The 26655-nt window shown below is 74.4% G+C and carries 24 protein-coding genes; 14 read left to right on the top strand and 10 right to left on the bottom strand.

Annotation, left to right across the window (positions count from 1 at the left end; genetic code table 11):
- The first annotated feature begins 48 nt into the window (after positions 1-48).
- Genes DEH69_RS18675 through DEH69_RS18665 form a run of 3 tightly spaced genes read left to right on the top strand, consistent with a single transcriptional unit; the run spans position 49 to position 3646 of the window.
- Complete coding sequence (locus tag DEH69_RS18675; protein WP_113688125.1) at positions 49-999, top strand: ABC transporter ATP-binding protein; 951 nt, start codon at positions 49-51, stop codon at positions 997-999.
- Complete coding sequence (locus DEH69_RS18670) at positions 996-1751, top strand: ABC transporter permease (RefSeq protein WP_113688124.1); 756 nt, start codon at positions 996-998, stop codon at positions 1749-1751. Before DEH69_RS18675 ends, DEH69_RS18670 begins: the two co-directional genes overlap by 4 nt.
- Positions 1748-3646: a TOMM precursor leader peptide-binding protein gene (locus DEH69_RS18665; protein WP_113688123.1), complete on the top strand. Its 1899-nt coding sequence runs from the start codon at positions 1748-1750 to the stop codon at positions 3644-3646. The genes DEH69_RS18670 and DEH69_RS18665 overlap by 4 nt, the downstream gene beginning before the upstream one ends.
- Before the next feature lie 79 nt (positions 3647-3725).
- Here the strand turns inward: DEH69_RS18665 and DEH69_RS18655 are convergent, their stop codons facing one another.
- Positions 3726-4319 carry an AAA family ATPase gene (locus tag DEH69_RS18655; RefSeq protein WP_181727489.1) on the bottom strand — a complete coding sequence of 198 codons (594 nt, stop codon included), beginning with the start codon at positions 4317-4319 and terminating at the stop codon, positions 3726-3728.
- 327 nt (positions 4320-4646) lie between these two features.
- On the opposite strand from DEH69_RS18655, the gene DEH69_RS18650 reads away from it, so the two are divergent.
- Positions 4647-4928, top strand: coding sequence for a hypothetical protein (locus DEH69_RS18650; protein WP_113688122.1), 282 nt, complete (start codon positions 4647-4649; stop codon positions 4926-4928).
- A gap of 15 nt (positions 4929-4943) precedes the next feature.
- Here the strand turns inward: DEH69_RS18650 and DEH69_RS18645 are convergent, their stop codons facing one another.
- On the bottom strand, positions 4944-5801 hold the full coding sequence (locus tag DEH69_RS18645) for a helix-turn-helix transcriptional regulator (protein WP_113688121.1): 858 nt from the start codon (positions 5799-5801) through the stop codon (positions 4944-4946).
- Positions 5802-5946: 145 nt separating this feature from the next.
- On the opposite strand from DEH69_RS18645, the gene DEH69_RS18640 reads away from it, so the two are divergent.
- Complete coding sequence (locus DEH69_RS18640) at positions 5947-6942, top strand: aldo/keto reductase (protein WP_113688120.1); 996 nt, start codon at positions 5947-5949, stop codon at positions 6940-6942.
- A 125-nt stretch (positions 6943-7067) separates the two neighbouring features.
- On the opposite strand, the gene DEH69_RS18635 is transcribed toward DEH69_RS18640, so the two are convergent.
- On the bottom strand, positions 7068-7244 hold the full coding sequence (locus DEH69_RS18635) for a thiazolylpeptide-type bacteriocin (RefSeq protein WP_113688119.1): 177 nt from the start codon (positions 7242-7244) through the stop codon (positions 7068-7070).
- A gap of 172 nt (positions 7245-7416) precedes the next feature.
- On the opposite strand from DEH69_RS18635, the gene DEH69_RS18630 reads away from it, so the two are divergent.
- Together DEH69_RS18630 and DEH69_RS18625 are read left to right on the top strand one after the other, a co-directional pair.
- Positions 7417-8691, top strand: coding sequence for an amidohydrolase (locus tag DEH69_RS18630; protein WP_113688156.1), 1275 nt, complete (start codon positions 7417-7419; stop codon positions 8689-8691).
- A 28-nt stretch (positions 8692-8719) separates the two neighbouring features.
- On the top strand, positions 8720-9310 hold the full coding sequence (locus tag DEH69_RS18625) for a hypothetical protein (protein WP_113688118.1): 591 nt from the start codon (positions 8720-8722) through the stop codon (positions 9308-9310).
- An 84-nt stretch (positions 9311-9394) separates the two neighbouring features.
- On the opposite strand, the gene DEH69_RS18620 is transcribed toward DEH69_RS18625, so the two are convergent.
- Positions 9395-10387 (bottom strand): helix-turn-helix transcriptional regulator, encoded by a 993-nt coding sequence (locus DEH69_RS18620; protein WP_258534761.1) that lies wholly within the window; start codon positions 10385-10387, stop codon positions 9395-9397.
- Between the two features lie 287 nt (positions 10388-10674).
- Here DEH69_RS18620 and DEH69_RS18615 point away from each other — a divergent pair, with 287 nt between their 5' ends.
- Positions 10675-11889: a macrolide family glycosyltransferase gene (locus tag DEH69_RS18615; protein ID WP_113688116.1), complete on the top strand. Its 1215-nt coding sequence runs from the start codon at positions 10675-10677 to the stop codon at positions 11887-11889.
- 121 nt (positions 11890-12010) lie between these two features.
- Here DEH69_RS18615 and DEH69_RS18610 read toward each other — a convergent pair whose 3' ends face one another.
- Genes DEH69_RS18610 through DEH69_RS18585 form a run of 6 tightly spaced genes read right to left on the bottom strand, consistent with a single transcriptional unit; the run spans position 12011 to position 20686 of the window.
- Positions 12011-13243, bottom strand: coding sequence for an amidohydrolase family protein (locus DEH69_RS18610; RefSeq protein ID WP_113688115.1), 1233 nt, complete (start codon positions 13241-13243; stop codon positions 12011-12013).
- Positions 13240-14973, bottom strand: a complete 1734-nt coding sequence (locus DEH69_RS18605) for a hydantoinase B/oxoprolinase family protein (RefSeq protein ID WP_113688114.1) — start codon at positions 14971-14973, stop codon at positions 13240-13242. Before DEH69_RS18605 ends, DEH69_RS18610 begins: the two co-directional genes overlap by 4 nt.
- Entirely contained in the window at positions 14970-17066 is a 2097-nt protein-coding gene (locus DEH69_RS18600) for a hydantoinase/oxoprolinase family protein (protein ID WP_113688113.1), read from the bottom strand. The genes DEH69_RS18605 and DEH69_RS18600 overlap by 4 nt, the downstream gene beginning before the upstream one ends.
- A gap of 40 nt (positions 17067-17106) precedes the next feature.
- Positions 17107-18108: an ABC transporter permease gene (locus DEH69_RS18595; protein WP_220131291.1), complete on the bottom strand. Its 1002-nt coding sequence runs from the start codon at positions 18106-18108 to the stop codon at positions 17107-17109.
- Complete coding sequence (locus DEH69_RS18590) at positions 18105-19655, bottom strand: sugar ABC transporter ATP-binding protein (RefSeq protein WP_147255685.1); 1551 nt, start codon at positions 19653-19655, stop codon at positions 18105-18107. Before DEH69_RS18590 ends, DEH69_RS18595 begins: the two co-directional genes overlap by 4 nt.
- Positions 19655-20686: a sugar ABC transporter substrate-binding protein gene (locus DEH69_RS18585; protein WP_181727487.1), complete on the bottom strand. Its 1032-nt coding sequence runs from the start codon at positions 20684-20686 to the stop codon at positions 19655-19657. Before DEH69_RS18585 ends, DEH69_RS18590 begins: the two co-directional genes overlap by 1 nt.
- A gap of 169 nt (positions 20687-20855) precedes the next feature.
- Between DEH69_RS18585 and DEH69_RS18580 the strand changes: the two genes are divergently transcribed.
- The 6 genes from DEH69_RS18580 to DEH69_RS18555 are packed head-to-tail and all read left to right on the top strand — an operon-like array spanning position 20856 to position 26479.
- Positions 20856-21764, top strand: coding sequence for a dihydrodipicolinate synthase family protein (locus tag DEH69_RS18580; protein ID WP_113688110.1), 909 nt, complete (start codon positions 20856-20858; stop codon positions 21762-21764).
- On the top strand, positions 21764-22765 hold the full coding sequence (locus tag DEH69_RS18575; protein ID WP_113688154.1) for a proline racemase family protein: 1002 nt from the start codon (positions 21764-21766) through the stop codon (positions 22763-22765). The genes DEH69_RS18580 and DEH69_RS18575 overlap by 1 nt, the downstream gene beginning before the upstream one ends.
- Positions 22766-22810: 45 nt before the next feature.
- The gene (locus DEH69_RS18570) at positions 22811-23521 is read left to right on the top strand and encodes a GntR family transcriptional regulator (protein ID WP_113688109.1); all 711 of its coding nucleotides are present in this window, start codon (positions 22811-22813) and stop codon (positions 23519-23521) included.
- Positions 23518-24678, top strand: a complete 1161-nt coding sequence (locus tag DEH69_RS18565) for an FAD-binding oxidoreductase (protein ID WP_113688108.1) — start codon at positions 23518-23520, stop codon at positions 24676-24678. The genes DEH69_RS18570 and DEH69_RS18565 overlap by 4 nt, the downstream gene beginning before the upstream one ends.
- Entirely contained in the window at positions 24675-24980 is a 306-nt protein-coding gene (locus tag DEH69_RS18560; protein ID WP_113688107.1) for a (2Fe-2S)-binding protein, read from the top strand. The genes DEH69_RS18565 and DEH69_RS18560 overlap by 4 nt, the downstream gene beginning before the upstream one ends.
- On the top strand, positions 24977-26479 hold the full coding sequence (locus DEH69_RS18555) for an FAD-dependent oxidoreductase (protein ID WP_113688106.1): 1503 nt from the start codon (positions 24977-24979) through the stop codon (positions 26477-26479). The genes DEH69_RS18560 and DEH69_RS18555 overlap by 4 nt, the downstream gene beginning before the upstream one ends.
- Positions 26480-26655 lie beyond the last annotated feature (176 nt).

Raw genomic sequence — 26655 nt, 5'->3', positions numbered from 1 at the left:
CGCCGCCCCGCCCGTCAAGCCACTCCTCCCGTAAGACCAGGTGAACCCATGGCCAAGGAACCGACCGTGCCCCCCGCTTCAGGCCCGGGCGACGACGCGCCACCCGCGGTCGTCCTCACCGGGGTGCGCAAGCACTACGGCGCCACACGTGCGGTTGACGGGGTGTCGTTCACCATTGCCCGCGGGGAGTTCTTCGGGCTGCTCGGGCCCAACGGCGCGGGCAAGACCACGCTCATCGAGATCATGGAGGGCCTGCGCGAGGCCGACTCGGGCACCGTCGCGGTCCTGGGCGCGAGCCCGTGGCCGCGCGACCGGGCGCTGCTGCCGCGCCTCGGGGTGCAGACCCAGTCGTCGGCGTTCTTCGTCCGGCTCACCGCGCGCGAGCACCTGGCGACAGTGGCCGCGCTCTACCGCGCCGAACCCACCGCCGTGGACCGGACGTTGGCCCTTGTCGGCCTCACCGAGCAGGCCGGGACGCGCGTCGAGGACCTGTCGGGCGGGCAGCGCCAGCGGCTGGCCATCGCCTCGGCCCTGGTGCACGGCCCCGAGCTGCTGTTCCTCGACGAGCCGACGGCCGCCCTCGACCCGCAGGCCCGCCGCGCCCTGTGGCAGGTGCTGCGCGACCTCAAGGGCGCGGGCCGCACCATCGTCTACACCACCCACCACCTGGACGAGGCCGAGGCGCTGTGCGACCGCGTCGCCATCATGGCCAACGGCCGGGTCTCCGCCCTTGACTCCCCCAACCGCCTGATCGCGGGCGCCACTTCGGCCACCCGGCTGCTCGTCCCCGCCGAACGCCTCACACTGGCCCAGGCGTCGGACCTGCCGGGCGTGTCGCGGGCCAGCGTCGAAGGGGACGTGGTGGTGCTCGAGACCGAGGACCCCGGGCCGCTGCTCGCGGCCGTCGAGAGGGCCGCGGGCCTGCACGGCGTGCAGACGCGGACCGCGACGCTCGAGGACGTCTACCTCACGCTCACGGAACGGAGCACCACCGCATGAGCGCCTACGCCGCGCTGCGCGGGGCGGGTTACCGCGCCTACACCCGCGACCGCACCACGCTGTTCTTCACCTTCGCCTTCCCGCTGCTGTTCCTCGTGGTCTTCGGGCTGATCTTCAGCGGCCAGGACGTGGAGGAGAGCGGCCGCCCCTACATCAGCTACATCGCGCCCGGCGTGCTGTCGTGGGGCGTGGCCAACGCGGCGGTGTTCGGCGTCGCGTTCACCCTCATGCAGTGGCGCCGCGACGACATCCTGCGGCTCATCCGGATGACGCCGACGCCGCTGTCGGCCGTCCTTGGCTCCCGGTTCGTCCTGGCCCTCGGCATCGGTCTCGTGCAGGCGGCGCTGTTCGTGGCGGTGGCGCTGCTGCCCGCGTTCGGCCTTGTCCTGTCGGGGCGTTGGCCGCTCGCGGTGCCGCTGCTCGTGCTCGGCGTCACGGCGTTCCTGGCGCTCGGCGCGATCGTCGGCTCGTTCACCTCGACGCCCGAGGCGGTGGCCGCGGTCGCCAACTGCCTGATGGTGCCCATGGCGTTCCTCTCGGGGTCGTTCTACCCGCTGGACGCGATGCCCGAGTGGATGCGGACGCTGTCGTGGATCCTGCCGCTGCGGCACCTCAACGACGGCGTCTCCGGCGCGTTGACCGGCTCGGGCGACCTGGGGGACCTGGGGGTGGCGGCGGGTGGACTCGCCGCGTTCGCCGTGGTGTTCGGGGTCGTGGCGGTGCGCTGCTTCCGCTGGAGCGATCGCGTATGACGGTGGCCGCGGCACCGGCGCGCGGGGTGGCGGCCGCGCTGGGTGCGGAGCTGGAGAGGCGCTGGCGCGCGGCGGGGCGCCCTGGGCCCGCGCCGCGCGTGGCGGCGCTCGGCGTGGCCGACGCGCTCGGCGCGCCCGGCGCCCCTGACGGCGACGCGCGCGCCACGGTGCACCTCACCGCCCGCGCCGCCCTGATCGGCCCCTGGGGCGTCCCCTCCAACGGCCGCTCCGCGTGCGGGAGATGCCTGGCCATGCGCTGGCAGCGGCTGCGCACCAGGTCCGAACGCGAGGCGCTTGAGGGCGGGTTCGCCCCCGAGGCGGCGGGGGTGTGGCCGGTGCTGACCGCGTTCGCGGTGGACGCGGTGTGGGCGGCCTGCCGCGCCATCGGGCAATGGACGCTCGGCGAGGGCGAGTTGGCCAGGGTGACCCGGGTGGACCTGGGCACGCTCGCGCTGGTGACCTTCCCCGTGCTGCCCGAGCCGCTGTGCCCGCACTGTGTGACCCCGCGCCCCGACACGGCGGAGCGCGCCTCGTGGCCCACGGCCGCGGTGCCCAAGTCGGCGGCGGGCCGCTACCGTTCACGGCCCGCCGCCTCCTATCCGCTGCCCGAGGCGGCGCTGGCCAACCCGGTGTGCGGCGCGCTGGGCGCCCGCACCCACCTCAACCCCGCGTCCACCACCACCGCCCCGGTCTCCGGCAGCAACTTCGTACGGGGCTATGCCGGGTTGACCGATGTGACCTGGAGCGGGCAGGCCGACCGGTACGCGGCCAGCCGCACCCTGGCGTTCCTCGAGGGCCTTGAGCGCTACGCGGGCACCCACGCCAGGCGCGGGCTGCTCCCGGTGAGCGGATCGTTCCACGCGCTGGTGGCGCGCGAGGGCCGCGACGCGGTGCTCGACCCGGCCACGTGCGGCTTCTACGCCCCCGAGACCTACCGCGACGACCCGATGGTCGACCCGTTCGACCCGGACCGGGAGATCCCGTGGTTCTGGGGGCGCTCGCTGCGCGAGGGGCGGCCCGTGCTCGTCCCGGCCAGGCTGGTGCACTACAGCGCGGGCGTCGCGGCGGACAACTTCGTCTTCGAGTGCTCCAACGGCTGTGCCACGGGCGGGAGTCCGGTGGAGGCCGCGCTGTTCGGGCTGCTTGAGCTGATCGAGCGCGACGCGTTCCTGCTCACCTGGTACGGGCGCCGCCCGCCGACCCGCCTCGACCTGGCGTCCACGACCGACCCTGGGGTGCGCGGCATGCTCGACCGCGCCGCGCTGCTCGGCTACGACGTGCACGCGTTCGACACCAGGAGCGACCTGCCCATCCCCGTGGTCACGGGGCTCGCGGTGCGGCGGGACGGCGGCCCCGGGCTGCTGTCGTTCGGTGCCGCGGCGGGCTTCGACCCGGCGCGCGCGGTGGCCGACGCGCTGAGCGAAGTGCTCACCTACATCCCGCACCTGCCGTTCCAGGTGGCGGCCCGGCGCGCCGAACTCGACGCGATGGCCGAGGACTTCGGGCTGGTCCGCCAGCTGACCGACCACGCCCAGCTGTACGGGCTGCCCCGCATGGCCCGTTACGCGGCGCCCTTCCTTGACGCGGGCCCCGCGGTGCCGATCGCCGAGGCGTTCGCCGACTGGATCCGCGCCAGGCCCGCCACGCTCGACCTGAGGGACGATCTGCGGTGCGTGGTCGAGGCGTTGGCGGCGGCGGGCCATGACACGGTCGTGGTGGACCAGACGACTCCCGAGCAGCGGGAGCTCGGCCTCCACACGGTCGCCACCCTGTCCCCTGGGCTTCTCCCCCTGGACTTCGGCTGGCGCCGCCAGCGCGCCCTGCGGATGCCCCGCCTCGGCCGACTGGCGGCGGAACGAGGAAAGTTCACCCCGGCGCCCCACCCGTTCCCCTGAGGCGTGGGGATGGGGGAAGCCGACCGCTGCGTGGGCTCGTTGAGCAGTCGGACCGGGCCCGACGCGTCGGACGGCGACCTCAGCGGTGGCGCTTCTCCTGTGTGTGCGACGCCTCGGCGTCCTCGACGGCGCCCCATCGGCGCGCCCGCTCGACGTGCCGGGACCGGGGCTCCTTGGCCGTGGCCACCCACGCGGCCAGGTCGGCCGCGACCTCCGCCGCGCCGCGGCCGCTCGTGGTGAACTCCCGGTCGACAAGGCGGCGGAGCGCGTGGGCGTCCTCGATCGCGTCAACGACCCGATCGGGGCCCCAGCCGCGGGCGGCGAGGCGCGCACGCCGGTCCGCGTCGTCGCAGTCGAGGCGCGCCCAGGCGACCGGTGGAGCGTCCCCGGCGCCCGCCGCGGCGGCGGCCCACTCGTCCGGGGTCAGGGGACATGTGACCAGCACGGGCCCGCCGCCCCGCAGCATCATGCCGATGATCCTCACCCACAGGCGGTTGTAGGCGGGCCAGAGTGGGCTCGCCGACGGCCGGGCGACGACCGTGCCCATGAGACTGCCGTCGGCGTCGAGCAGCTCGTCGAAGTCGGCGGCGGCGAAGGGGTGTTCCGCGAGGTGCGGAAGCACGGTGGACTTCCCCGAGCCCGGGGCGCCGGTCACGAGATGAAGCGTTGCCATGCGTTTCCTGGTGTCCGGGGTGACGCGACACACCGATGATCCCACGCGGCGCGCGCGGCAGCGGAGTTGGGCGACGCCCGTCGCCTCGCCGCCTCCGAGGCGGCGCACTTCGTGTCAGAAGGTCCTCGGCCGACGGGGGCTAGGTCCTGTTGTGAAAGTAGCGCCGTCGCCCGAAGGACGTGCCCTGTGGCGTCTGGTGCGTGCGATCGCAAGGCGCCGGATCGCCCTCGTGCTGGGCGCACTTGGGTGATTCGGCAACGCAGCGAGTGTGCGTGCCAGGCGTCGCGGGGCAGGCGGGACTTTCACAACAGGGCCTAGAGTGCGGGCATGACCGTGGAGACGCGAGTCGAGAGCGATGGCCGTCGGCGCAAGGTCCCGGAGGGGCCCTCGCGCATCCCAGGATGGGACATCGCCTACGACCACAGCAACAGCGGGGATCCGCACATCGTCATACGACAGGGCGAGGGCGCCGCGACCCGGTGGGCCATCGCCTGCCCTTGGCACCGCGAACTCAGCGTCGTGCCGACGCAGAACGCCGAGCGCGCCTTGAGGCAGAGGGGACGGGCGGCGTGGTGCACCGGCTGCGCCGAGGGCCGCCCACACGGCTGAGGGCGACGCCCGTCGCTACCCCGCCCTGGGGGCGTCCCCCGCAGGGAACTCCTCCGTGCCGAGCACCCGTAGCAGCTCAAGGCGTTCGCGGGCCTCCGCGTTCGCCGGGGTGAGGACCAGCAGGTGCTGGCGCTGGTCCGGGGTGACCAGGGTCTCGCAGTCCACCAGCACGCGGCCCACCCGTGGGTGCAGGAACGTCTTGCGGTCGGCGCGGCGGACCTCCACCTCGTGTTCGGCCCAGAGGCGGCGGAAGTCGGCGCTCGCGGCCCGCAGGCGTTCGACGAGTCCGGTGACCGTGGGGTCACCCGAGCGGCGCCCGGCGGCCGCGCGCAGGTCGGCCACGAGCTGGCGCGCGTGGCGTTCGTGCTCGTCGGGCGGGCCGATGGCGCGGGCGGCCGGATCGGTGAACCAGCGGAACGCCGTGTAGCGCCGGTCGCCGGAGAAGCGGGTGTGGTCGCCCGTCAGCAGGACGGCCGTGCGGTTCTTGGCGAGGATCTCGCCCAGGTCCGACAGCACCAGGGCAGGGGTGTCCCCGAGCAGGTCGAGCATGCGGATCAGACCGGCGCGCGCCACGCGGGCCACCGCCTCGGCGGGCGGGGGCCGGTGCCCGGCCAGGTGGAACAGGTGGTCGCGCTCGTCGTCGGAGAGCCGCAGCGCCCGGGCCAGCGCGCCGAGCAGCTGGGTGGAGGGCTGGCTGCTGCGGCCCTGTTCGAGGCGCACGACGTAGTCCACGGACATGCCCGCGAGCATCGCCACCTCCTCACGGCGCAGGCCGGCCGTGCGGCGGCGGGGCCCGTCGGCGAGGCCCACCTCGGCCGGGCGGATCGCCGCGCGTCGGCGGCGCAGGAAGTCGGCGAGCTGGTCACGTTCCATGGCGCCATGGTCCCTCGCGGCGGGCGAGGCGTTCCAGGGAGCGGCGCTCCCACGATGAACGCTCCGCTCCCGCGCGGCGCGGCGCCGACGCAGGCTGGGTGCCGGAACGACGACGGACGACGAAGAACGACGAAGGAGAACGACGATGCGGACACGAACCCTGGGCAGCACGGGTCCGGCCGTTTCCGCGCTCGGCCTGGGCGCGATGGGCATGTCGGGCGCGTACGGCGCGGCCGACCGGGCGGAGAGCGTCGCCACCGTGCACGCCGCGCTCGACGCCGGTGTCACGCTGATCGACACGGGCGACTTCTACGCGATGGGGCACAACGAGCTGCTGCTCGCCGAGGCGCTGCGCGGGCGGGACCGGGACAGCTACCTGCTGAGCGTCAAGTTCGGCATGTTGCGGGGGCCCGGCCCCGCGTTCGGGGGGCATGACGCCCGTCCCGAGGCCGTGAAGAACTTCCTCGCCTACTCGCTGACCCGGCTCGGCACCGACCACATCGACATCTACCGCCCGGCCAGGCTCGACCCTGCGGTGCCGATCGAGGAGACGGTGGGCGCGATCAAGGAGATGATCGACGCCGGGTATGTGCGGCACCTGGGCCTCTCGGAGGTCGACGCGGCAACGGTCCGCCGCGCGCACGCCGTGCACCCGGTCGCCGATCTCCAGATCGAGTACTCGCTGATCTCCCGCGCGGTGGAGGCGGAGGTCCTGCCCACGCTGCGGGAGCTCGGCGTCGGCCTGACCGCGTACGGCGTCCTCGGCCGCGGCCTGATCTCCGGGCACTGGTCGCCGGGCCGCAGCGCGGGCCCTGGCGACAGCCGCGGCTTCAGCCCGCGGTTCTCGAGCGGGAACGTCGAGCACAACCTCGCCCTCGTGGACGCGCTGCGGCGGGTCGCCGGGGCGAAGGGGTGCACGGTCGCGCAGCTGGCCATCGCGTGGGTGGCCGCGCGGGGCGAGGACGTCGTGCCGCTCGTCGGCGCCCGCACCCGCGAGCGGCTGGCCGAGGCGCTGCCCGCGCTCGACGTCGCGCTCACCGCGGACGACCTCGCCGAGATCGAGAAGGCGGTACCCCGGGGCGCGGCACGCGGCGACCGCTACCCGTCGGCGTTCATGGCCGACCTGGGCGTGGGCAACTGAGGTCGCCGCCACGAGGGGGCATGGCCGGGGCGGCGCTGTCCTCCGGCTACCGGTCGGCGGTGCCTGGGCGGACCCGGGTCACCCCCGCCACGGGCCGTGGCGGGGGCGGGGCCTGCGGCCTGTGGTCAGGCGGAGCAGGAGGTCGTGCTCGTGGTGCTAGAGCACGTCGAGGTGGAGGAGCAGGACGTGGACCCGGCGAGGACGACTTCGGCCTCGTCCGAGTAGTCGGAGATCTCGAAGGTCTCGGACTCGAGCTCCAGGATCTCGTCGGCCAGGGTGGACAGCTCGGGCTTGCCGCTCATGAGGGCTCCCTCCGTAGGGGTCGAACGCCGGGTGACCGGCCGTGCCGGTGGCACGCGGCCATTCCAGCGCCCCGCGCCGCCAGAACGGGCCGCGGACCGCTGTCAGTTCGCCGTCAACCCGCTGTCACCCCCTGACAGTGGGGGGACCGCGCGACCCGGCAGCATGGGCGGCATGGACGGCGTGACGCGAGCGGATCCCGGGGTGCTGAAGGCGGCGCTCGAGCTGTATCTGGACCTGCACCTGCACCCGGAGCCGTCGGGGGGTGAGGAGCGCAGCGCCGGGCTGCTCGCGGACTGGCTCGCCGAGGACGGCTACGCCGTCACGCGCGGTCTCGGGGGCCATGGCGTCGCCGGGGTGCTGCGGCGCGGCCCTGGCCCCACGGTGCTGGTGCGCGCCGAGCTCGACGCGCTGCCGGTACACGAGGAGACCGGCCTGCGCTATGCCAGCCGCGTGCCGGGGGTGGCGCACGCCTGTGGGCACGATCTGCATGTGGCGGCGCTCGCGGGCGCCGCGCGCCTCCTCGCACGCGGGGCGCGCGACGCGGGACGCGGAACGGGCGACGCGGGACGCGGAACGGGCACGCTCGTCGTGGTCGGGCAGCCCGCCGAGGAGACCCTGACCGGCGCCAGGGCGATGCTGGCGGACGGCCTGTACGAGCGGTGCGGAACGCCCGACGCGGTGCTCGCCCAGCACAGCGCGCCGCTCCCCGCGGGCACGGTCGCCCATGGCGCGGGCCCGCTGCTCGCGGGCAGCAGGGCGCTCGACGTCGTGCTGCGCGGCACGGGCGGGCACGCGGGGGCGCCCCAGCTGACGGTGGACCCGGTGGTGGCCGCGGCGGCGGCCGTGCTGCGGCTCCAGGCGGTCGTGTCGCGCGAGACGTCCCCGGCCGAGCAGGCGGTGCTCACGGTGGGCAGGCTGCGGGCGGGCGAGGCGGCGAACGTGGTGCCCGACCGCGCCGAACTCGGCGTCAGCCTGCGGGCGTTCAGCGATGCCGCGCTCGACCGCCTTGAGGAGGCGACCCGGCGCGTGGTCACCGCGGAGAGCGACGCGTCGCGCTGCCCCGCGCCCCCGTCGTTCGAGCGCGTCTCCGCGTCGCCGCCGTTGGTCCCCGACGCCTCTCTCGCCGAGGCGGTCAGGCGCGGCCACGCCGAGGAGCTGGGCGAGGGCCGGGTGGGGCGCTGGGCCCCGGCCACCGCGGCTGAGGACTTCGGGTGGTTCGGGCCCGCGGGCGAGGAGCTGCACGGGCGGCGCGGGATACGCCTCGCGTACTGGATGCTCGGCACGGTCGGCGCCGACCCGGGCGCGGCGCCGGGGAACCACTCCCCCGCGTTCGCCCCCCTGGTGCGCACGGCGCTGCCCACGGGGATCACCGCGCTCGCCGTCGCCGTTGAACGGGCCCTGCTCCACTGCGCGTCGAGCGGCGGACCGCCAGCCCGTCTACGATGAGGGGCCGCCCGAAGGAGGAGGACCGAGCATGGCCGCGTCCACGGGCACGCCGGGGCCGACGGACCGCGCCGCGCGGCTGGCCGACGAGGCGGGGCTCGGCCCGTGGGAGCGCACCGTGCGCGTCAACAGGGCCGTCGATCTCGATCCGCTGGTGAACGCGATCGTGGGGTTGGTCTTCGGGGTCGGCCTGGCCTTCGGCGGCTGGGCGATGGCGCGGGGCGGCGCCCCGTCGGCGCTTGGCCTTCTGACGACCGCGCTGGGCGCGTTCCTGTGCGGCCGCGGTGCCCTCTTCGCCCTCGATGCCGTCTCCCTTGGGCGGCGAGGGCGCGCGCTCGCGCACCTCTTCAGGCACGGCCTGGTCCTGGAGCGGACCAGGTCACGGGCGTGGCCGGTGCCCTATGCCCATCGGTGGCTCGACCACGTCGAGTGGAATCCTCCTGACGAGCCGGGCTCCGCCACCGTGGTCGCCCTCCATGTCCCCCTGCCCGACGGGGACTTCGCGCGCCTGATCGGCCGCTCGGACCCGGACCGGCGGGCTCTGGCCGAGCTGGCCGCCCGGTGCGGCCTGCCGAGCGTGCCGCGGCCCGTGGAGCCCTCGGGCGGCGGGCCCGCCTGGTAGGCGGCGGGCCCCCGGTCGAACGGCGGGCCCCTGGTGAAACGGCGGGCCCCTGGTGAAATGGAGGGATTCACCAGCCAGCGGGATTCACAGCCAGCCGCGCTCGCGGGCCAGCAGCGCGGCCTGGGCGCGGGTGGAGGCGCCGAGGCGGCGCATGACGTCGGCGATGTAACGGCGGTAGGTGCGCACCGAGACGCCGAGGTCGCGGGCGCCCGCCTCGTCCTTGCCCGCCGTGCACATCAGGCTGAGCACCCTCATCTCGCCCGCGGACAGCGGGACTTCGGCGTCGACGGGGCGGCGCAGCTCCACGGGGATGTCCTCGCCCTGCTCCCAGATCCGCTCGAACAGCCCGGCCACGCTCGCCAGCAGCACCCCGCCGTGCACGAGCAGGGCGCCCCGCCCGGCGTCGCGCGGGTCCTGCGGCATCAGGGCGGCGCGCCGGTCGTAGAGGACGACATGCTCCGTGAGCTGCCCCGCCACCCGGATCCGCGCGCCGCGCGAGGCCAGCTCGGAGTAGTGCGCGCGGGCGTGCGGGTGGTCGAGGGCGGTCTCGGGCACGACCACGCGCCTGCGCAGGCCACGGCGCAGCACGCGCAGGTCGAGGGCGCGGAGTTGGGCGGCCTGCGGGGAGGCCAGGTCGGGGCGCGGCTCGACGGAGGCGACCTCCTCGCGGGCGAAGAACGTCAGGTCCTCCATGCGCCCGCTGATCTCGCTCCAGCCGCGCAGCTGTTCGACGGTGGGGGTCGCGGGGTCGCCGTCGGGTTCACCGGGTGCGGGGGGATCGCCGCGGGTCTCGGCGCGCAGCGCGGCCACGATGTGGTGGGAGCGGGTGATGCGCTGCACCTCCTCGTAGAGGTGGCGCAGGCGCAGCTCGGTCAGGCGGGCCACGGCCGTCTCGGGATCCGCGGGAGTCAGGCACTCCGGCGGATCCCCGGGTCTGAGGAGGCGCAGCCGCAGGAGGCGGTCGAGCGCGCGGCTTGCCGCCTCCTGCTCGATGTCGAGGATCAGGTGCAGGTCGGCCGCGGCGCTGTTGGGATGGCGCAGGAAGTGCCGGTAGATCCGCTCCTCCGACCGGGACATCCCAAGGACGGCCATCTCGTTCGCCTGCACAACAGCCGACCTTCCTACGGTGGGGGTGACGGCAGGCACAGGGTAAGGGCTGGTTGTGGCCCGCCGGTGGCCAAGAACCGATGGTCTACTGCCCCGCCGTGTCACCGGATGAACGCCATGCGAACCCCAGTAGCACTCGGGAACGCCCCTATGCCGGGGCGGCGTGGGGCCAGCGCCCGCCTCCTTCGGGCCCCAACCGACCGCGTGGACGCGGGCCTTAGGATCGGCGCGTCGCATCCTCGATCCGAGCGGGACGTATGAGTCACATCGCCATGTTCTCGATCGCCGCCCACGGCCATGTCCATCCGAGCCTGGAGATCATCAGGGAGCTGGTGGCCAGGGGGCACCGGGTGACCTATGCCATCCCTGACCGGGGCGACTTCGTGGAGACCGTCCGCGGCGTGGGCGCCGAGCCTCGGGTGTACCGCTCGGTGCTGCCGACCGACGACGACCCGGAGGCGTGGGGCACCGAGGTCATCGACAACGTCGAGCCGTTCCTGAACGACGCGGTGCACTCGCTGCCCGAGCAGGCGGCGTTGTACGAGGGCGACGAGCCCGACCTGGTGCTCCAGGACATCGCCGCGTATCCGGCGCGCGTGCTTGCGCACCGGTGGGGCGTGCCGATCGTGCAGCTCTCGCCCACCTATGTGGCCTGGGAGGGGTACGAGAAGGAGGTGGCCGCGCCGCTGGTGGCCGAGCTGAAGGCGTCGGAGCGCGGCCGGGCGTACTACGCGCGGTGGCGGGCGTGGCTCGACGAGAACGGCCTGCCCGACATGGACCCCGACTTCTTCATGGGCCGCCCCGACCACGGTCTTGTGCTGGTCCCCCGGGCGCTCCAGCCGCACGCCGACCGCGTGGACCCGGCGCGTTACACCTTCGTGGGCGCCTGCCAGGGCGACCGCTCGCACCAGGGGGACTGGGCGCCGCCCGAGGGGGCCGAGGGGCACAAGGTGCTGCTGGTGTCGCTGGGTTCGACGTTCACCAAGCAGCCCGCGTTCTACCGGGCGTGCCTTGAGGCGTTCGGCGACCTGCCCGGCTGGCACGTGGTGCTCGGGATCGGGCGGCATGTGCGGCCCGACGAGCTGGGCCCGCTGCCGGGGAACGCCGAGGTGCACCCGTGGGTGCCGCAGCTGGCGATCCTGCGGCGGGCCGACGCGTTCATCACGCACGCGGGCGCGGGCGGGGCGCAGGAGGGGCTGGCCACCGCGACGCCGATGGTGTGCGTGCCGCAGGCGGTCGACCAGTTCGGCAACGCGGACACGCTCCAGGCGCTCGGGGTCGCCCGCCATCTGCCGATGGACGAGGCGACCCCTTCGGCGCTGCGCGAGGCGGTGGAGCGGCTGGTCGGCGACCCCGAAGTGGCGGCGCGTTGCGCCGCGTTGCGCGCCGAGACGCTGGCCGAGGGCGGCACGCGGCGGGCGGCCGACCTCATCGAGGCACGCGCCCTTCCGGCGGATCACGCGGCCCGGTGACCGGCCGGCCCGGTCTGACCAGGTCAGCGGCGACCCGCCGACCGGCGCCGAGCGCCACGGACGCCACGAAAGCCGCGAGCGCCGCCCCGCCCCTGGCCCTGGCCCTGGGAGGCCCCGGGTCTCAGCCCTCGGCGTCGGGGCCCGCCACGGGCGTTCCTCCGGTGATCACCGTGCGGGGGCGGGCCGGGTCCCACAGGGCGGCGGGGTCGTCGAAGGGGCTGGCGGACAGCAGGAGCAGGTCGGCGCGGGCGCCGACGCCGATCCGGCCGAGGTCGGGCCGCTTGAGCAGGCGGGCGTTGACCGCGGTGGCGGAGCGGAGGCAGTCCAGCATCCCCGTGGCCTCGGCCTGGAGGCGCAGGCCGACGAGCTGGTCGTTCTCCAGGTCGCCCATGAGGTCCGTGCCGAAGCCCACGGGAACGCCCGCGGCGTGGGCGAGTCCGACGGCGCGCGCGCCCGCGTCCAGGACCTCGCGGTTCTTGGCGCGGGCGAAGTCGGGCAGGCCGATCTCGGGGCCGCGGCGGTTCATGGCGTCGTAGGCGGCGAGCGTGGGCACGAGGAACGCGCCGTGCTCGGTCATCAGCGCGGCGGTGGGGGCGTCGAGCAGGTTGCCGTGCTCGATGGAGCGCACGCCGTTCACCACGGAGTGGCGGATGGCCTCGGGCGAGTAGGCGTGGGCGGCGACATAGCTGCCGCGGCGGCTGGCCTCCTCGGCGACGGCGGCGACCTCGTCGGCGGAGTACTGGGCGGGCCTGATGGGGTCGGTGGGCGAGACCACGCCGCCCGACGTCATGATCTTGATCGCGTGGGCGCCCTTCCTGAACCGCTCGCGGACGGCGACCCGCAGGTTGTCGGCGCCGTCCACCACCTCGCCCATGTGGCCGCCGTGCAGGCAGATGTCGCGGTCGGCGGGGCGCGCGTCGCCGTGGCCGCCGGTCTGGCTGAGCGCGGGCCCCGTGTAGAGGTAACGGGGCCCGGCGATCAGCCCCTCGTCGATCGCGCGGGCCAGGCCGAGGTCGCCGCCCGCGACATCGCGCACGGTGGTGAAGCCGCGGGCCAGCGCGCGGCGCAGCCTGCGGGCCCCGGCGAGGGCGAGGTAGCTGAGCGGGCTCGTCTGGTATTCGAGGCCGTGCAGGGATATGCCGTAGGCGTGGAAGTGGGCGTCGATCAGTCCAGGCAGCAGGACCCGGCCGCGGGCGTCGATGACGCGTTCGGCGCGGCTGACCGCGGTGTCGAGCTCGGCGACGGCGCCGTCGGCGACGCGGACGGACGCCTCGCGCAGCTCGGCGGACCAGCCGTCGAAGACCAGGGCGTTCTCGATGGTCAGGTCGCCGGTGCCGGGGGTGGTGCGGGTCATCGTGCTCCTTCGTGGGCTCGGGCCGCGGCGCGCAGGGCGGCCGTCGCCTCCTCGTCGACGGTGAAGGCGTCGGGGCGCACGGCCACGCCGTAGCGCTCGCGCGCGGCGGCGGCGGAGACGAAGCCGTTGCGCACGTCGCGGGCGACCGCGGCGGGGTCCCGGGTGAACGGGTCACCGTAACCGCCGCCGCCGCCCGTCTCGTTGGCAAGGGTCTCCCCGGCGTCGAGGTGGTTGTAGCTGCCGCCCTGGACGACCTCGCGCTCGGTGCCGCCGTTGATGACGATGCGGTTGGGCTCGCCCTCGCCGCCGCCCGCGATGGACCAGGGGCGGGTGCGGGTCTTGTAGACCAGGCAGATGCCGGTCGCCGGGGCGGTGAACCGGTAGACGCGGCTCACCCCCACGCCGCCGCGGAACCGCCCGGCGCCCCCGGTGTCGGGGCGGTAGCCATAGGACTCGATGATCATCGGCGACTTGGTCTCCAGCACCTCGACCGGGTTGTTGCGGCACCCAGGCTCGGACAGGTGCATGATGCCGTCCTCGCCGTCCGCGTCCAGGGTGGCGCCGAAACCGACGGCCTCGTTGGTGGCCTCAAGCCAGGGCTCCCCGGTGCGGGGGTTGACGCCCAGGCCCATCATCGAGCACACGTCGCCCCCCGAACAGGCCGGGACCAGCTCGGGCATGCCCTGGGCCAGCGCCTTGAGCACCACCTCGCCCGCGAGCAGCCCGGTCCACAGGGTGAACGTGGGCATGGGCGGGACGGCGTGCATCACGGATCCGGGCTCGGTGACGACGCGCAGCGGCGCGAAGTTCCCCGCGACGACGGGCGATTCGGGCGTGGTCAGCGCCTTGAAGACCAGGCTGGAAAGGGCCTCGGTCTGGCCGGGCGGGAGATTGATCGGGCCGCGGACGTCCTTGGCGCTCCCCGTCCAGTCGACGATCATCTCGTCGTCGGTGACGGTCACGGTGGCGGTCAGCTTGACCAGCGTCTCGCGGTCGACGCCGTCGCTGTCCACGAAGTCGGTGGCCGTCCAGGTCCCCTTGGGCAGCTTGGCCAGGCCGATCCTGGCCAGCCGCTCGCCGTGCTCGTTGATCGAACGCATCGCGCCGAGCAGCGCGTCGCGGCCGTACTTGCGGGCGATCTCGCGCGTGCGGCGCACGCCGGTGACGCACGCGGAGACCTGGGCCTGGATGTCGCCGATGGTGCGTTCGGGCAGGCGGGAGTTGAAGCGGATGACGTGGAACACGTCGTCGTTGCGCTCGCCGCGCCGGTAGAGCCTGACCGCGGGCAGGACCAGGCCCTCCTGGGAGACGTCCGTGGAGTCGAGGACGTAGCCGGGGTCCTTCTGGTTGAGGTCGAGGATGTGGATGCGGCAGGACGCGAAGCCGATCAGCTCGTCCTCGTCGTGGATGGGCGCGAAGACCAGCGGGTCGAGGGTGTGGGCGGACGCCCAGTAGGGGTAGTTGAGGATGAAGACGTCGCCAGGCTCCATGGCGTCGGCGCCGAGGAATTCGAGGGACTTCTTGATGCCGTAGTCGTTGCCTCGGGTGAAGATGGCGATCCCGGGGGCGTCGGCGACGACGTCGCCCGCCGCGTCGTGGATGCCGATGCCGTAGTCGTGGATCTCGTAGACGACGGTGTTGTACGCGGTGCGGCACAGGTTGCGGGCCACCTCCTCGGCGGCCGACAGCAGGGCGTGCCGGATGATCTCGATGGTGATCGCGTCGGTCATCGCCTCTCGTCCCTCTCCTCTACGGTGCCTTCGGCGGCTCGGGTGTCCTCGGCCGTGTCCTCGCGGGCCACGGCGATGACCAGCTCGCCGAGGGGGCCCACGGTGAGCCGGTCGCCCGCGTGGATCACGGTGGTGGCGGTGTGCTCGGTGACGACGGCTGGCCCTTCGACGGTGTCGCCGCGGCGCAGGTCCTCGCGGACATGGAGCCCGTAGACGGTGACGGCGCCGTCGGGCCCGTGCACGTGGCGCGTTCCGCCGGGGACGGCTCCGCCGTCGTCGCGGGCGGGCAGCTCGGGCAGCTCGGGCTGGTCGACGCGGCCGACGGCGTGCAGCCTCAGGGTGGTGATCTCGACCGGGTCGTCCATGACGTGGCCGTACTGGCGCTCGTGCAGCTCGGCGAAGACGGCGGCGATCGCGGCCACCGGGTCGTCGGCGCCGTCGGGGTAGGCGACGCTGACGGAGTGCTCCTGCCCGGCGTAGCGCACGTCGACGGTGCGGGTGAGCGCGCGGCGCTCGGGCCCGAAGCCCTCCTCGGCGAGCAGGGCGGCGGCCTCGTCCTCCATGTCGGCGTAGGCGGCGTCGACGGCCGAGCGGTCGAGGTCGGCGAGCGCCGTGACGGAGGTGCGGGAGAAGTCGTGCTGGACGTCGGCCATCAGCATGCCGAGCGCGGAGAAGGCGCCCTGGCCCGGCGGGATGATGACGGTGGGGATGCCCAGCTGGCGGGCCACGTCCACGGCCACGAGGCCGCCAGCGCCGCCGAACGACAGCAGCGCGAAGTCCTTGGGGTCGTGGCCGAGTTCGACGGTGATGGCGCGCACCGCGCCGACGATCTTGGTGTGGGAGATCCGCAGCACGCCCTGGGCCAGCTCGGTGGGAGTGAGGCCGAGCCGTTCGGCGACGGGGGCGAGCGAGGCGAGCGAGGCGTCCGCGTCGAGGGTGAGGGTGCCGCCGAGCGGGGTGTCCTTGCCGAGGTAGCCGACGGCCAGGGCGGCGTCGGTGAACGTGGGCTGCGTCCCGCCGCGGCCGTAGGCGACGGGCCCTGGCACGGCGCCCGCGCTGCGCGGGCCGACCTGGAGGGCGCCCGCGTCGTCGAGGAACGCCAGCGAGCCGCCGCCCGAGCCGATGGTGTGGATGTAGAGGGACGGGGTGGTGATGGGCAGCCCCTCGAACTCCGCGCCCTGGCGCAACACCGGCTGGGAGTCCAGCACGAGGGAGGCGTCGAGGCTGGTGCCGCCCATGTCGATGGTGATGAGGTTGGGGCGCCCGGTGAGCCTGGCGAACGCGGCCGCCCCGACGACGCCGCCCGCGGGCCCCGACAGGATGAGGTTGACCGGCTGCTCCCTCGCGGCAGGCGCGGTCATTCCGCCGCCGCCCGAGCGGGAGATGAGGAAGCGGCCCGTGAAGCCGCGTTCGGCCAGCTCGGTCTCCAGGAGTTCGAGGTAGCGGCGGACGACGGGCTTGATGTAGGCGTCGAGGACGGCGGTCGAGGTGCGCTCGTACTCCCGGTACTCGCGCGACAGCTCGTGCGAGACGGTGACCTCGGCGCCGGGGCACGCCTCCCGCAGGATGTCGCGCATCCGGCGCTCGTGGGCGGGGTTGGCGTAGGAGTGGAGGAAGGCGACCGCGACGGCCTGGTAGCCGCGGCGGGCGATCTCGTCGGCGACGGCGCGGGCGTCGTCCTCGTCGAGCGGGGTGGCGGCGGTGCCGTCGAACCAGCTGCGCTCGGTGACCTCGAACGTGTCGTAGCGCTCGAGCAGCGCGGGCGCCTTGCGGTGGCGGATGTCGTACATGGCGCGCCGGTCGGTGCGGCCGAGCAGGTAGACGTCGCGGAAGCCGCGGGTGGCGACGACGGCGGTGCGCGCGCCCGAGCGGGTCAGCAGGGAGTTGAGGCCGAGCGTGGTGCCGTGGTGGAACATGGCGACCTCGGACAGGTCCACGCCGATGCGGGCGAACGCGTCGAGCACGCCCTCGGTGGGCGCGTGCGGGGTCGTGGCCACCTTGTCGAAGCGCAGCTCGCCCGAGGCCGGGTCGAGCGTGACGACGTCGGTGAACGTTCCTCCGACGTCGATCGCGACGCGGATGTCCTGGGGCATGGCGGGCCTTTCGATGTCGGTCGTACAGAGGGCAGTACTGCTAGCGCCTGGTCCTGCCGACGGCGGCGAGGGCGACGGCGGCGAGGATGATCACGCCGGTGACCAGGTCCTTGAGCTGGGGGTTGAAGTCCAGGATGTCGAACCCGTTCCCGATGAGCGCGATGAGGAACACCCCGGCGACCGACCGCCAGACGGCCCCGACGCCACCGTGGATGGAGGTGCCGCCCAGGATGATCGCCGCGATGGCCTGGAGCTCCATCCCCGCACCCGCCTGCGGCTGCCCCGACGCGATGCGGGAGACGGCGATCGCGGCGGCGACGCCCGCGGCCAGACCGCTGAGCGTGAACACCAGGATCTTGACGCGGTTGACGCGGACGCCGGACAGCTCGGCGGCCTCGGCGTTGCCGCCCGTCGCGAAGACATGGCGGCCGAAGACCGTGCCGGAGAGCAGGAACCACAGCAGCGCGACCACCCCGGCGAGCACCCACACGGGGATGAAGACGCCGAGAAACTCGCCGCGGCCCAGCTCGGTGAACCCGTCGGCGGTCACGGTGATGAGCGCGCCCCCGGTGATGAGCACGGCGAGCGCCGAGTAGACCAGGGACGAGGCGAGGGTGGCGAGGAAGGAGTGGATGCGCAGCGCGGTGACCACCAGGCCGTTGACCGCGCCGAGCGCCAGGCCGATGACGGGCGCGGCGGCCAGGGCGAGGGCGACGTTGCCGGTCTCGCTCGCGAGCCAGGCGGCCGAGACGCTGGCGACCGCGAAGACGCTGGCGGTGGAGAGGTCGAAGTTGCCCGAGACGATGACGAACGTGCCCGCCGCGGCGATGATCGCGAGCGGGGCGTTCTGGTTGAGGATGTTGAGCAGGTTGTCGCTCGTGAAGAACGCCGAGCTGGCGAACGACAGATAGACGGTGACGACCACGAGCAGGATGAGGACGGCGTAGTCCTTGGCCAGCAGCAGGGGCCGGGGGAAGGCGGCGCGCCGCCCCTGGGTCTCGGTGGACGTCGCGGTCGCGGTGCTGGTCGCGGTGCTGGTCACGGTGCTGCTCCCTCGTGCTGGTCCGCGCCGAACAGGGCGGTGAGGATCCGGTCGACGGTGGTGCGCTCGGGCACCACCTCGGCGAATGTGCGGCCGTCGCGGACCAGGTGGGCGCGGTGGGCCAGGCCCATGACCTCCTCGTGCTCGGAGGAGATCAGCAGGATGCCCACGCCCTGCCGGGCGAGCGCGACGATGAGTTCGTGGATGGCGTACTTCGCCCCGACGTCGACGCCGCGGGTGGGCTCGTCGAGGATGACGAACGCCGGGTCGCCGAGCAGGGCCTTGCCGATGAGGGCCTTCTGCTGATTGCCGCCGGAGAAGCCGCTCGTGGTCAGCTCGGTCCTGGCGGGGCGCAGCGCGAGGCGCTCGGCCAGGGCGTTGACCGCGGCGCGCTCGCGGCGGCGGCTGATGACGCCCGCGGTGGCGAAGAGGGTGGCGTGTTCGAGGGCGATGTTCTCGCGGATGGGCCGCTCCAGGATCAGGCCCTGCCCGTGCCGGTCCTCGGGGACCATGGCGAGGCCCGCCGCGATGGAGCGGTGCGGCCTCGGCCTGGCGTGCGGCGTTCCGTCGAACGTGACGGTGCCACCGGTGATCCGGTCGGCGCCGTAGATGGCGCGGGCGATCTCCGAGCGCCCGCTGCCGACCAGGCCGAGCAGCCCGACGATCTCGCCGGGGCGCACGCTCAGGGACACGTCCACCACGCCGTCGTCCGTGGCCAGGTGGGCGACCTCGAGGATCGGGGGCACCGCCGGGTCGACGGGCGGCGGGCGTTCGGGGAAGGTGACCGCGAGGGAGCGGCCGAGCATGCCCTCGATGAGGCTGGTCTTGGTCTCGTCGGCGGCGTTCGCGGTGCGGACCAGGGCGCCGTCGCGCATCACGGAGACGCGGTCGGCCACCTCGAGGACGGCGTCGAGGAAGTGGGAGACATAGACGACGGTGCGGCCCTGGTCGCGCAGGGTCGCGATGAGCCGGTGCAGCTGCTCGGTCTCGTGGGCGGTCAGGGACGAGGTGGGCTCGTCCATGACGATGACCCTGGCGTCCCTGGCGAGGGAGCGCATGATCTCGACCTTCTGCTGGTCGGCGATGCCGAGCTCGGCGACCCTGCGGTGCGGGGGGAGCCTGAACCCCGCGAGCTCGCACACGGCGTCGAACGCCGCGTCGTTGCCGGGGCCGCGGCGCAGGACCCCGGCGAGGGAGCGCTCGCGGCCGAGGAACACGTTCTGCGCGACGGTCAGCTCGGGCACCAGGGCGAGCTCCTGGGCGATCATCGCGATGCCGTGGCGGCCCGCCCTGACCGGGTCCCAACGGCCCACCTGGGCGCCGTCGACGGCCAGCGCGCCCCCGTCGCGCTGGTAGACGCCCGCGATGATCTTGCCAAGGGTCGACTTGCCCGCGCCGTTCTCGCCGACGAGCGCGTGCACCTCGCCGGGCAGCAGGTCGAGGCCGACGTCGGCCAGGGCGTGGGTGCCGCCGAACCACTTGGTGATGCCGCGCAGCTCGACCACGGCCCGGCGGTTCGGGGCGCCGGTCCCCGCCGGGGCCGCCATCAGCCGTTCCACTCGCCGGTGAAGTCCTCCACGGTCGCCAGCGAATCGGCGTCGGCGTAGGGCTCGACGCCCTCGGGCCCGACCGCGTCGGCGTCCACGACGGTCTCGACGGGGTCGCCCGCGATGGCGTTGGCCAGCTGCTCCATCGCCGCCGCGCCCATGGAGACGGGGAAGTTGATGTAGTCGGCGGCCCAGCGGCCCTCGCGCACGGCCTGGAGCGCCTCGGTGGTGCCGCCGCCCCCGGTGAGGTAGACGGTCGAGGGGTCGATGCCCGCGTTGGTGAGGGCGACCTCGGCGCCGAGGGTCATCTGGTCGGCGTTGCTGAGGATGGCGTTGACGTCGCGGTGGGACTGGAGGGCGTTGGCGACGCTGGAGAGCGACTGGTCGCGGTCGTAGTTGCCCTCGAGGGTGGAGACGATCTCGATGTTGTCGTTGGCCTCGAGCACCGACTGGTAGGCGTCGCGGCGGGCGACGTCGAGCGGTGAGGAGAGGTTGCCCACGACGAGCATCACCGAGCAGGGGTCGAGGTCGGCGCAGTACTCGACGACGTCCTCGGCCTGCCGCTCGGCGGCGGCGGTGGGCGAGACGGCGACGGTGGAGACGACGCCCTCGACCTGCGGCTCGAGCTCGTCGATGTCGGGGCCTATGGGGTTGAGGACGGAGACCACGGGGAGGTCTCCCGCCATCGGGAACGCGGCGGTGAGGCTCGGCCCGTCGTGCGGGACGACGATCACGCCGTCGTACTCGCCGCTGGTCGCGGCGTTCTGAAGCTGGGACAGCTGGGTGGTGGCGTCGAAGCCGCCGTCCAGGATCTTGGCGTCGACCTCGAGGCCGAGGTCTTCGGCGCCCGCCACGACGCCCTCGTACACCGCTTGGTTGTAGCCATTCTGGGCCGAGGCCGCGAGGACCGCGACCTTGTAGGCGCCGCCCTCGGCGGTGCCGTCACCGCCCTCGTCATCGGCGGCGCAGCTGGTGGCGACGAGAGCGACCGCTGCGGCCGCCACCAGGGCTTTCATCGATTTGTGAGCCATCGTCGCCCTCCCGGCGGTTAGCTGTTGAGGCAGTAACATGTCACATGTCGCATGCCGGAGCAATGAATCGTGGCAGGATTTTTCCGGCCCGAAACGCTCGGCCGCCGACTATGCAATGTGACATTTTACTGATAGGAACAGGGTCGCACGAGCTACGAGGAGTTCTCTCATGACCGCAGCTAAGCAGCCCTGGCACGGCGTCCATGTGGCCACCGCGCTCCCCTTCTCGGACGAGGGATACGCCGTCGACTGGGACGGCTTCGCCGAGCACGTTTCCTGGCTGGCCGCGCAAGGGTGCGACGGCGTCTGCCCCAACGGCTCGCTCGGCGAGTACCAGAGCCTCAGCGACGAGGAGCGCTCCCGCGTGGTCGAGACCGCCGTCGCCGCCGCGCCCGACGGCTTCGGCGTGATGCCGGGCGTCGCCGCCTATGGCGCGCTCCAGGCCCGCCGCTGGATCGAGCAGGCGGCCGAGGCCGGAGCGTCATCGGTCCTGCTGCTCCCGCCCAACTCCTATCGCGCGGACGACCGCACGGTGGTCGCCCACTACCGCGAGGCCGCCAAGGTCGGCATCCCCGTGGTCGCCTACAACAACCCCTACGACACCCGCGTCGACCTCACCCCCGAGCTGCTCGCCGAGCTCCACGGCGAAGGGCTCGTCGTGGCGGTCAAGGAGTTCACAGGCGACGTCCGCAGGCCCTACCGGATCCACGAACTCGCGCCCGGGCTCGACCTGTTGATCGGCGCCGACGACGTGCTGCTCGAGGTGGCGCTCGCCGGGGCCGTCGGCTGGATCGCGGGCTACCCCAACGCCCTGCCGCGCACCTCCGTCGAGCTGTACCGGCTCGCCACATCCGACGACCCGGCCGACATCGCCGCGGCCGTCCCCCTCTACCGCGCCCTGCACCCGCTGCTGCGCTGGGACTCCAAGCCGGAGTTCGTCCAGGCCATCAAGCTCTCGATGGAGCTCGCGGGCCGCAAGGGCGGCGTGTGCCGCCCGCCGCGCTCGCCGCTGCCGCCCGAGTCGGCCGCCGCGGTGCGGGCCGCGACCGAGGCCGCGCTGGCCGCCGGACACCGCTGATGCGTTCGCGCCGCGTCATCCACACCGTCGAGAGCCACACGGAGGGCATGCCCACCCGTGTGGTGACCGGTGGTGTGGGCACGCTACCCGGCGCCACGATGGCCGAGCGGCGTCAGTGGTTCATCGACAACGACGACGCGCTGCGCACGTTCCTGATGTACGAGCCGCGCGGGCACTCCGCCATGAGCGGGGCGATCCTCCAGCCGCCCACCCGCCCCGACGCCGACGTGGGCGTGCTGTTCATCGAGGTCTCCGGGCTGCTGCCGATGTGCGGCCACGGCACGATCGGCGTGGCCACGGTGCTGGTGGAGACGGGCATGGTCGAGGTGACCGAGCCGGTGACCACCATCAGGCTCGACGTGCCCGCGGGGCTCGTGGTCGCCGATGTGGCCGTGGAGGACGGCGCGGCGCGCTCGGTGACGATCCGCAACGTGCCGTCGTTCTCCTTCGGCCTCGACCGGCGCGTGGCGGTGCCGGGGTTCGGCGAGGTGGCCTACGACCTGGCGTTCGGCGGGAACTTCTACGCCATCACCCGCCTGGACCGGCTCGGCCTGCCCTTCGACCGCGCGGCGAAGAACGCCCTGCTGGACGCGGGGCTCTCCCTGATGGGCGCCATCAACGCCCATGACCCGCCCGTCCATCCCGAGCGCCCCGACATCACGGGCTGCCACCATGTCTACCTGGAGGCGCCGGGCTCGACCGCGGCCCACTCCCGGCACGCGATGGCGATCCACCCCGGCTGGTTCGACCGCTCCCCGTGCGGCACCGGCACCAGCGCCAGGATGGCGCAGCTGCACGCGCGCGGACAGCTCGGTCTCGGCCAGGACTTCGTCAACGAGTCGTTCATCGGCAGCCGTTTCACGGGGCGGTTGATCGAGGAGACGACCGTGGCCGGGCTGCCCGCGGTGGTGCCCACCATCACGGGGCGGGCGTGGATCACCGGCACGGCCCAGTACCACCTCGACCCCACCGACCCGTTCCCGGGAGGATTCCTGTTGTAGGCGGCGCACGCCGCGCCGCCCTTCGGGGACGCCGAGAAGGACGTTATGACCTCTTCATCCAACTTCACGCTGCTGACCAAGCGGGAGAGCCTGCGCGAGACCGTGGCGCACGCGCTGCGGGCGGCCATCATCTCGGGGGAGATGGAGGCGGGCGTGGTGTACTCGGCGCCCGCGCTCAGCGCGCGCTTCGGCGTCTCGGCGACGCCGGTCCGCGAGGCCATGCTCGACCTGGTGCGGGAGGGCATGGTCACCTCCGTGCCCAACAAGGGCTTCCGGGTCACCGAGGTCTCCGAGGCGGACCTTGACCACATCACCGAGCTGCGGCTGCTGATCGAGCCGCCCACCATCCGCCGCGTGGTGCCCCTGGTGCCGCGCGGCGACCTGCCGAGGCTGCGGCGCATGGCCGACGAGATCGTGGACTTCGCCGAGCGCAAGGACCTGGTCCGCTACACCGAGGCCGACCGGCTCTTCCACCTGGAGCTGCTCGGCTACAGCGGCAACCCCCGCCTGGTGGAGACCATTTCGCAGCTGCGCTCCGGCACCAGGCTGCTCGGCCTCGCCGCGCTCGCCGAGACGGGCGAGCTGCGGGAGTCGGCCGAGGAGCACCTGGTGCTGATGGACCTGATCGGGGCGGGCGACGAGCAGGGCGCGTTCGCCCTGATGAACCGGCACATCGGCCATGTCCGCGGCAAGTGGGCGGGCGCCCACGAGGAGGCGCTGACCGGGGGCGGGGCCGAGGGGGCCGGGGCGCCATGAGCGGCCGCCGCCCCGACGTCGTGGTGATCGGCGCCGGGATCATCGGGGCGGCCTCCGCCTGGTTCGCCACCAGGGCCGGGCTGCGGGTGACCGTGCTTGACCGGGGGCCGCTCGCGGGCGGCACCTCGGGCCGGGGCGAGGGCAACGTCCTGCTCTCCGACAAGGAGCCGGGGCCCGAGCTCGACCTGGCGCTGCTGTCGCGGCGCGTGTGGCGCGACGACCTCGGGGAGCACGCCGGGCTCTGGGAGTTCGACGCCAAGGGCGGCCTCGTCGTGGCGGCCACCGACGCGAGCGCCGCGGGGCTCGCCGAGCTGACGCGGCGGCAGCGGGCCGCGGGCGTCGACGCGGTGGACGTGGGCGCCGACGAGCTGCCCGCGTACGAGCCGCAGCTGGCCCGCGGCCCGCGCGGCGGCGCGTTCTACCCGGGCGACGCCCAGGTCCAGCCCATGCTCGCGGTCGCGCACCTGCTGCGGCTCGCGCGCGAGGGCGGCGCCGAGGTCCGCACGGGCGTCGAGGTCACCGGGCTGCTGCGCGACGGCGACCGGGTCACCGGCGTGCGCACCGACCGGGGCGACATCCCCGCGGGCGGCGTCGTCAACGCCGCGGGCCCCTGGGCGGGTTCGGTCGCCGAGCTCGCCGGGGTGCGCCTTCCCGTGCTGCCGAGGCGCGGCTTCGTGCTGGTCACCGAGCCGCTGCCGCCGACGGTGCGGCACAAGGTGTACGCCGCCGAGTACGTGGGGGACGTGGCGAGCTCCCACGCGGCGTTGCAGACCTCGCCCGTGGTGGAGGGCACCGAGTCGGGCACGATCCTCATCGGGTCGAGCAGGGAGCGCGTCGGCTTCGACGGCTCCCTTTCGCTGCCCGCGCTGAAGCGGCTCGCGGCGAACGCCATCGCGCTGTTCCCGGCGCTCGCGGGCGTCAAGGCGATGCGCGCCTACCACGGGTTCCGCCCCTACTGCCCCGACCACCTGCCGGTCATCGGGCCCGACCCGCGCGCCCCCGGGCTGTGGCACGCGTGCGGCCACGAGGGCGCGGGCATCGGGCTCGCGGCGGGAACGGGCCTGCTGCTCGCCCAGGCGCTCACCGGCGCCACCCCCGCGCTGGGCCTCGCGCCCTTCGCCCCGGAACGCTTCGACGAGGGGATCCCCGCACCATGACCGCCGAACCCCCCACGCTCACCCTGACGTTCGAAGGGCGTCCGCTCACCGCGCGCCCCGGCCAGAGCGTCGCGGCCGCGCTCACCGACGCGGGCGTCAGGGCGTGGCGCACCACGCGCGGCGAGGGCGCGCCGCGCGGCCTCTTCTGCGGCATCGGCGTCTGCTACGACTGCCTGATCACCGTGGATGGGCGTCCCGCGCAGCGGGCCTGCCTGGTCCCGGCCGCCGAGGGGATGGCGCTCACCAGCGCCCCTCCCCCGCTGCCCCGGCCCTCCGGCGCGGACGGGGGGAACGCCTCATGAGCGAGCGGCCTTATGACCTGGCCGTCGTCGGGGCCGGGCCCGCGGGGCTCGCCGCGGCCGTCGCCGCGGGCGAGGCCGGGCTCAGGGTGGCGCTCATGGACGCCGGGCCCAGGCCCGGCGGGCAGTTCTGGCGGCACGCCGAGGGCGCCGACGGCGCGGGCCACCACGACTGGGACACATTCACCGGCCTGCGCTCGCGGCTGCGCCGCCTGACCTCGGGCGCCCGGGTGCGGTATCTGCCGCTGCACCAGGTGTGGGCCGTGGACCGGGGCGGTGAGGCGCCGTTCACGCTGCGCCTCACCCCGGCGTTCGACGGCGCGACGGGCGAGGTGACACCCGCGGTGCGGGCCCGCGCCATCGCGCTGTGCACGGGTGGCTACGACCGGCAACTCCCGGTGCCCGGCTGGACGTTGCCAGGGGTGATGGCGGCGGGCGGCGTCCAGGCGCTGCTCAAGGGCTCGGGCACGGTGGCGGGCCGCCGCGCCGTGGTGGCCGGGACGGGCCCGTTCCTGCTGCCGGTCGCCACGGGCCTGGCCGCCGCGGGCGCGAAGGTGGCGGCCGTGGTCGAGGCGGCCCATCCGGCCCGCTGGCTGCGCCGCCCGCTGGGCGCCGCGGCCGTCCCGGGCAAGGCGGTCGAGGGCGCGGGCTATGCAGCGGCGCTGCTGCGGCACCGCGTCCCCTACCTCACGCGGAGCGCGGTCACGCGCGTGCACGGCGGCGAGGCGGTCACCGCCGTCACCGTCGAGCGCGTGGCGGCGTCGGGCCGCGTGGTGCCAGGGCGCGCGCGGCGCCTCGCGGTGGACCTGGTGGCGTTCGGCTGGGGGTTCACGCCCTCGCTCGAGCTGGTCATCGCGCTGGGCGCGGGGACCGAACGCGGCGCCGACGGCTCGCTCGTGGCGACCGTCGACCGCGCGCGGCGGGCCACGGTGCCCGGCGTCTATGTGGCGGGCGAGGCGACGGGCGTGGGCGGCGCGGCCAAGGCCGTGGCCGAGGGCGAGCTGGCCGGGCTCACCGCGGCGGTGGACGCGGGCCGCCCCGCGCCCAGGAAGCGCGGCAGGCGGCTCGCGGCCGGGATCGCGCGGGCGGAGCGGTTCGCGGAGGCGATGCACACGGCCCACCCCGTGCCGGAGCGGTGGACACAGTGGCTGACCGACGCGACGGTGCTGTGCCGCTGCGAAGAGGTCACCGTTGGCGCGGTCGAGCGGGCGCGCGATGACCTGGGCGCGGGGGATCCCCGCACCGCGAAGCTGCTCGCCAGGCCGGGGATGGGCTGGTGCCAGGGGCGGGTGTGCGGGTTCGCGACCGCGGCGCTGCTGGCGGCGGGCGCCGACCGGGCGGTCACGGCGGAGGATCTGCGGGCGCTGGGGAAGCGCCCGTTGGCCGCCCCGGTCACCCTGGGCGAGCTGGCCGCGCTGCCGGATCCCCCCGAGCCGCCCGAGCCACCGGATCCCCCGGATCCCCCGAATCCGCCGAAGCGGCCGGACGCGGGCACCGCTTGACGGCGGCCGATCCGGCGCGTTCCCCCGAACGCCGTGGTGCTCGACACCGGCAGCGGCCTCACGTGCCCCGAGGCGGTGCGGGTGACGGCGCCGGCGCCGCCCGTCGAAGGGCGCGTCCCCGGCTGACCGACGGCGTCGCGCATCCGGGTTGCGCCATCGGGTGGGAAAACGGCGTG

The sequence above is a fragment of the Streptomyces sp. PT12 genome, assembly GCF_003311645.1.
In the GTDB taxonomy this organism is placed as follows: Bacteria; Actinomycetota; Actinomycetes; order Streptomycetales; family Streptomycetaceae; genus Streptomyces.
Note: the sequence above shows the minus strand (reverse complement) of the source record. Positions and strands in the feature narration are given on the sequence as shown.

Bases quoted from the DNA above. Each gene is read 5' to 3' on its own strand.
- DEH69_RS18620 (WP_258534761.1), bottom strand. From the start codon at position 10,387: ATGTCCCGGTCGGAGGAGCGGATCTACCGGCACTTCCTGCGCCATCCC.
- DEH69_RS18605 (WP_113688114.1), bottom strand. From the start codon at position 14,973: ATGACCGACGCGATCACCATCGAGATCATCCGGCACGCCCTGCTGTCG.
- DEH69_RS18615 (WP_113688116.1), top strand. From the start codon at position 10,675: ATGAGTCACATCGCCATGTTCTCGATCGCCGCCCACGGCCATGTCCAT.
- DEH69_RS18580 (WP_113688110.1), top strand. From the start codon at position 20,856: ATGACCGCAGCTAAGCAGCCCTGGCACGGCGTCCATGTGGCCACCGCG.
- DEH69_RS18560 (WP_113688107.1), top strand. From the start codon at position 24,675: ATGACCGCCGAACCCCCCACGCTCACCCTGACGTTCGAAGGGCGTCCG.
- DEH69_RS18565 (WP_113688108.1), top strand. From the start codon at position 23,518: ATGAGCGGCCGCCGCCCCGACGTCGTGGTGATCGGCGCCGGGATCATC.
- DEH69_RS18570 (WP_113688109.1), top strand. From the start codon at position 22,811: ATGACCTCTTCATCCAACTTCACGCTGCTGACCAAGCGGGAGAGCCTG.
- DEH69_RS18670 (WP_113688124.1), top strand. From the start codon at position 996: ATGAGCGCCTACGCCGCGCTGCGCGGGGCGGGTTACCGCGCCTACACC.
- DEH69_RS18630 (WP_113688156.1), top strand. From the start codon at position 7,417: ATGGACGGCGTGACGCGAGCGGATCCCGGGGTGCTGAAGGCGGCGCTC.
- DEH69_RS18585 (WP_181727487.1), bottom strand. From the start codon at position 20,686: ATGGCTCACAAATCGATGAAAGCCCTGGTGGCGGCCGCAGCGGTCGCT.
- DEH69_RS18650 (WP_113688122.1), top strand. From the start codon at position 4,647: ATGACCGTGGAGACGCGAGTCGAGAGCGATGGCCGTCGGCGCAAGGTC.
- DEH69_RS18675 (WP_113688125.1), top strand. From the start codon at position 49: ATGGCCAAGGAACCGACCGTGCCCCCCGCTTCAGGCCCGGGCGACGAC.
- DEH69_RS18655 (WP_181727489.1), bottom strand. From the start codon at position 4,319: ATGGCAACGCTTCATCTCGTGACCGGCGCCCCGGGCTCGGGGAAGTCC.
- DEH69_RS18645 (WP_113688121.1), bottom strand. From the start codon at position 5,801: ATGGAACGTGACCAGCTCGCCGACTTCCTGCGCCGCCGACGCGCGGCG.
- DEH69_RS18590 (WP_147255685.1), bottom strand. From the start codon at position 19,655: ATGGCGGCCCCGGCGGGGACCGGCGCCCCGAACCGCCGGGCCGTGGTC.
- DEH69_RS18640 (WP_113688120.1), top strand. From the start codon at position 5,947: ATGCGGACACGAACCCTGGGCAGCACGGGTCCGGCCGTTTCCGCGCTC.
- DEH69_RS18665 (WP_113688123.1), top strand. From the start codon at position 1,748: ATGACGGTGGCCGCGGCACCGGCGCGCGGGGTGGCGGCCGCGCTGGGT.
- DEH69_RS18610 (WP_113688115.1), bottom strand. From the start codon at position 13,243: ATGACCCGCACCACCCCCGGCACCGGCGACCTGACCATCGAGAACGCC.
- DEH69_RS18635 (WP_113688119.1), bottom strand. From the start codon at position 7,244: ATGAGCGGCAAGCCCGAGCTGTCCACCCTGGCCGACGAGATCCTGGAG.
- DEH69_RS18600 (WP_113688113.1), bottom strand. From the start codon at position 17,066: ATGCCCCAGGACATCCGCGTCGCGATCGACGTCGGAGGAACGTTCACC.
- DEH69_RS18575 (WP_113688154.1), top strand. From the start codon at position 21,764: ATGCGTTCGCGCCGCGTCATCCACACCGTCGAGAGCCACACGGAGGGC.
- DEH69_RS18555 (WP_113688106.1), top strand. From the start codon at position 24,977: ATGAGCGAGCGGCCTTATGACCTGGCCGTCGTCGGGGCCGGGCCCGCG.
- DEH69_RS18625 (WP_113688118.1), top strand. From the start codon at position 8,720: ATGGCCGCGTCCACGGGCACGCCGGGGCCGACGGACCGCGCCGCGCGG.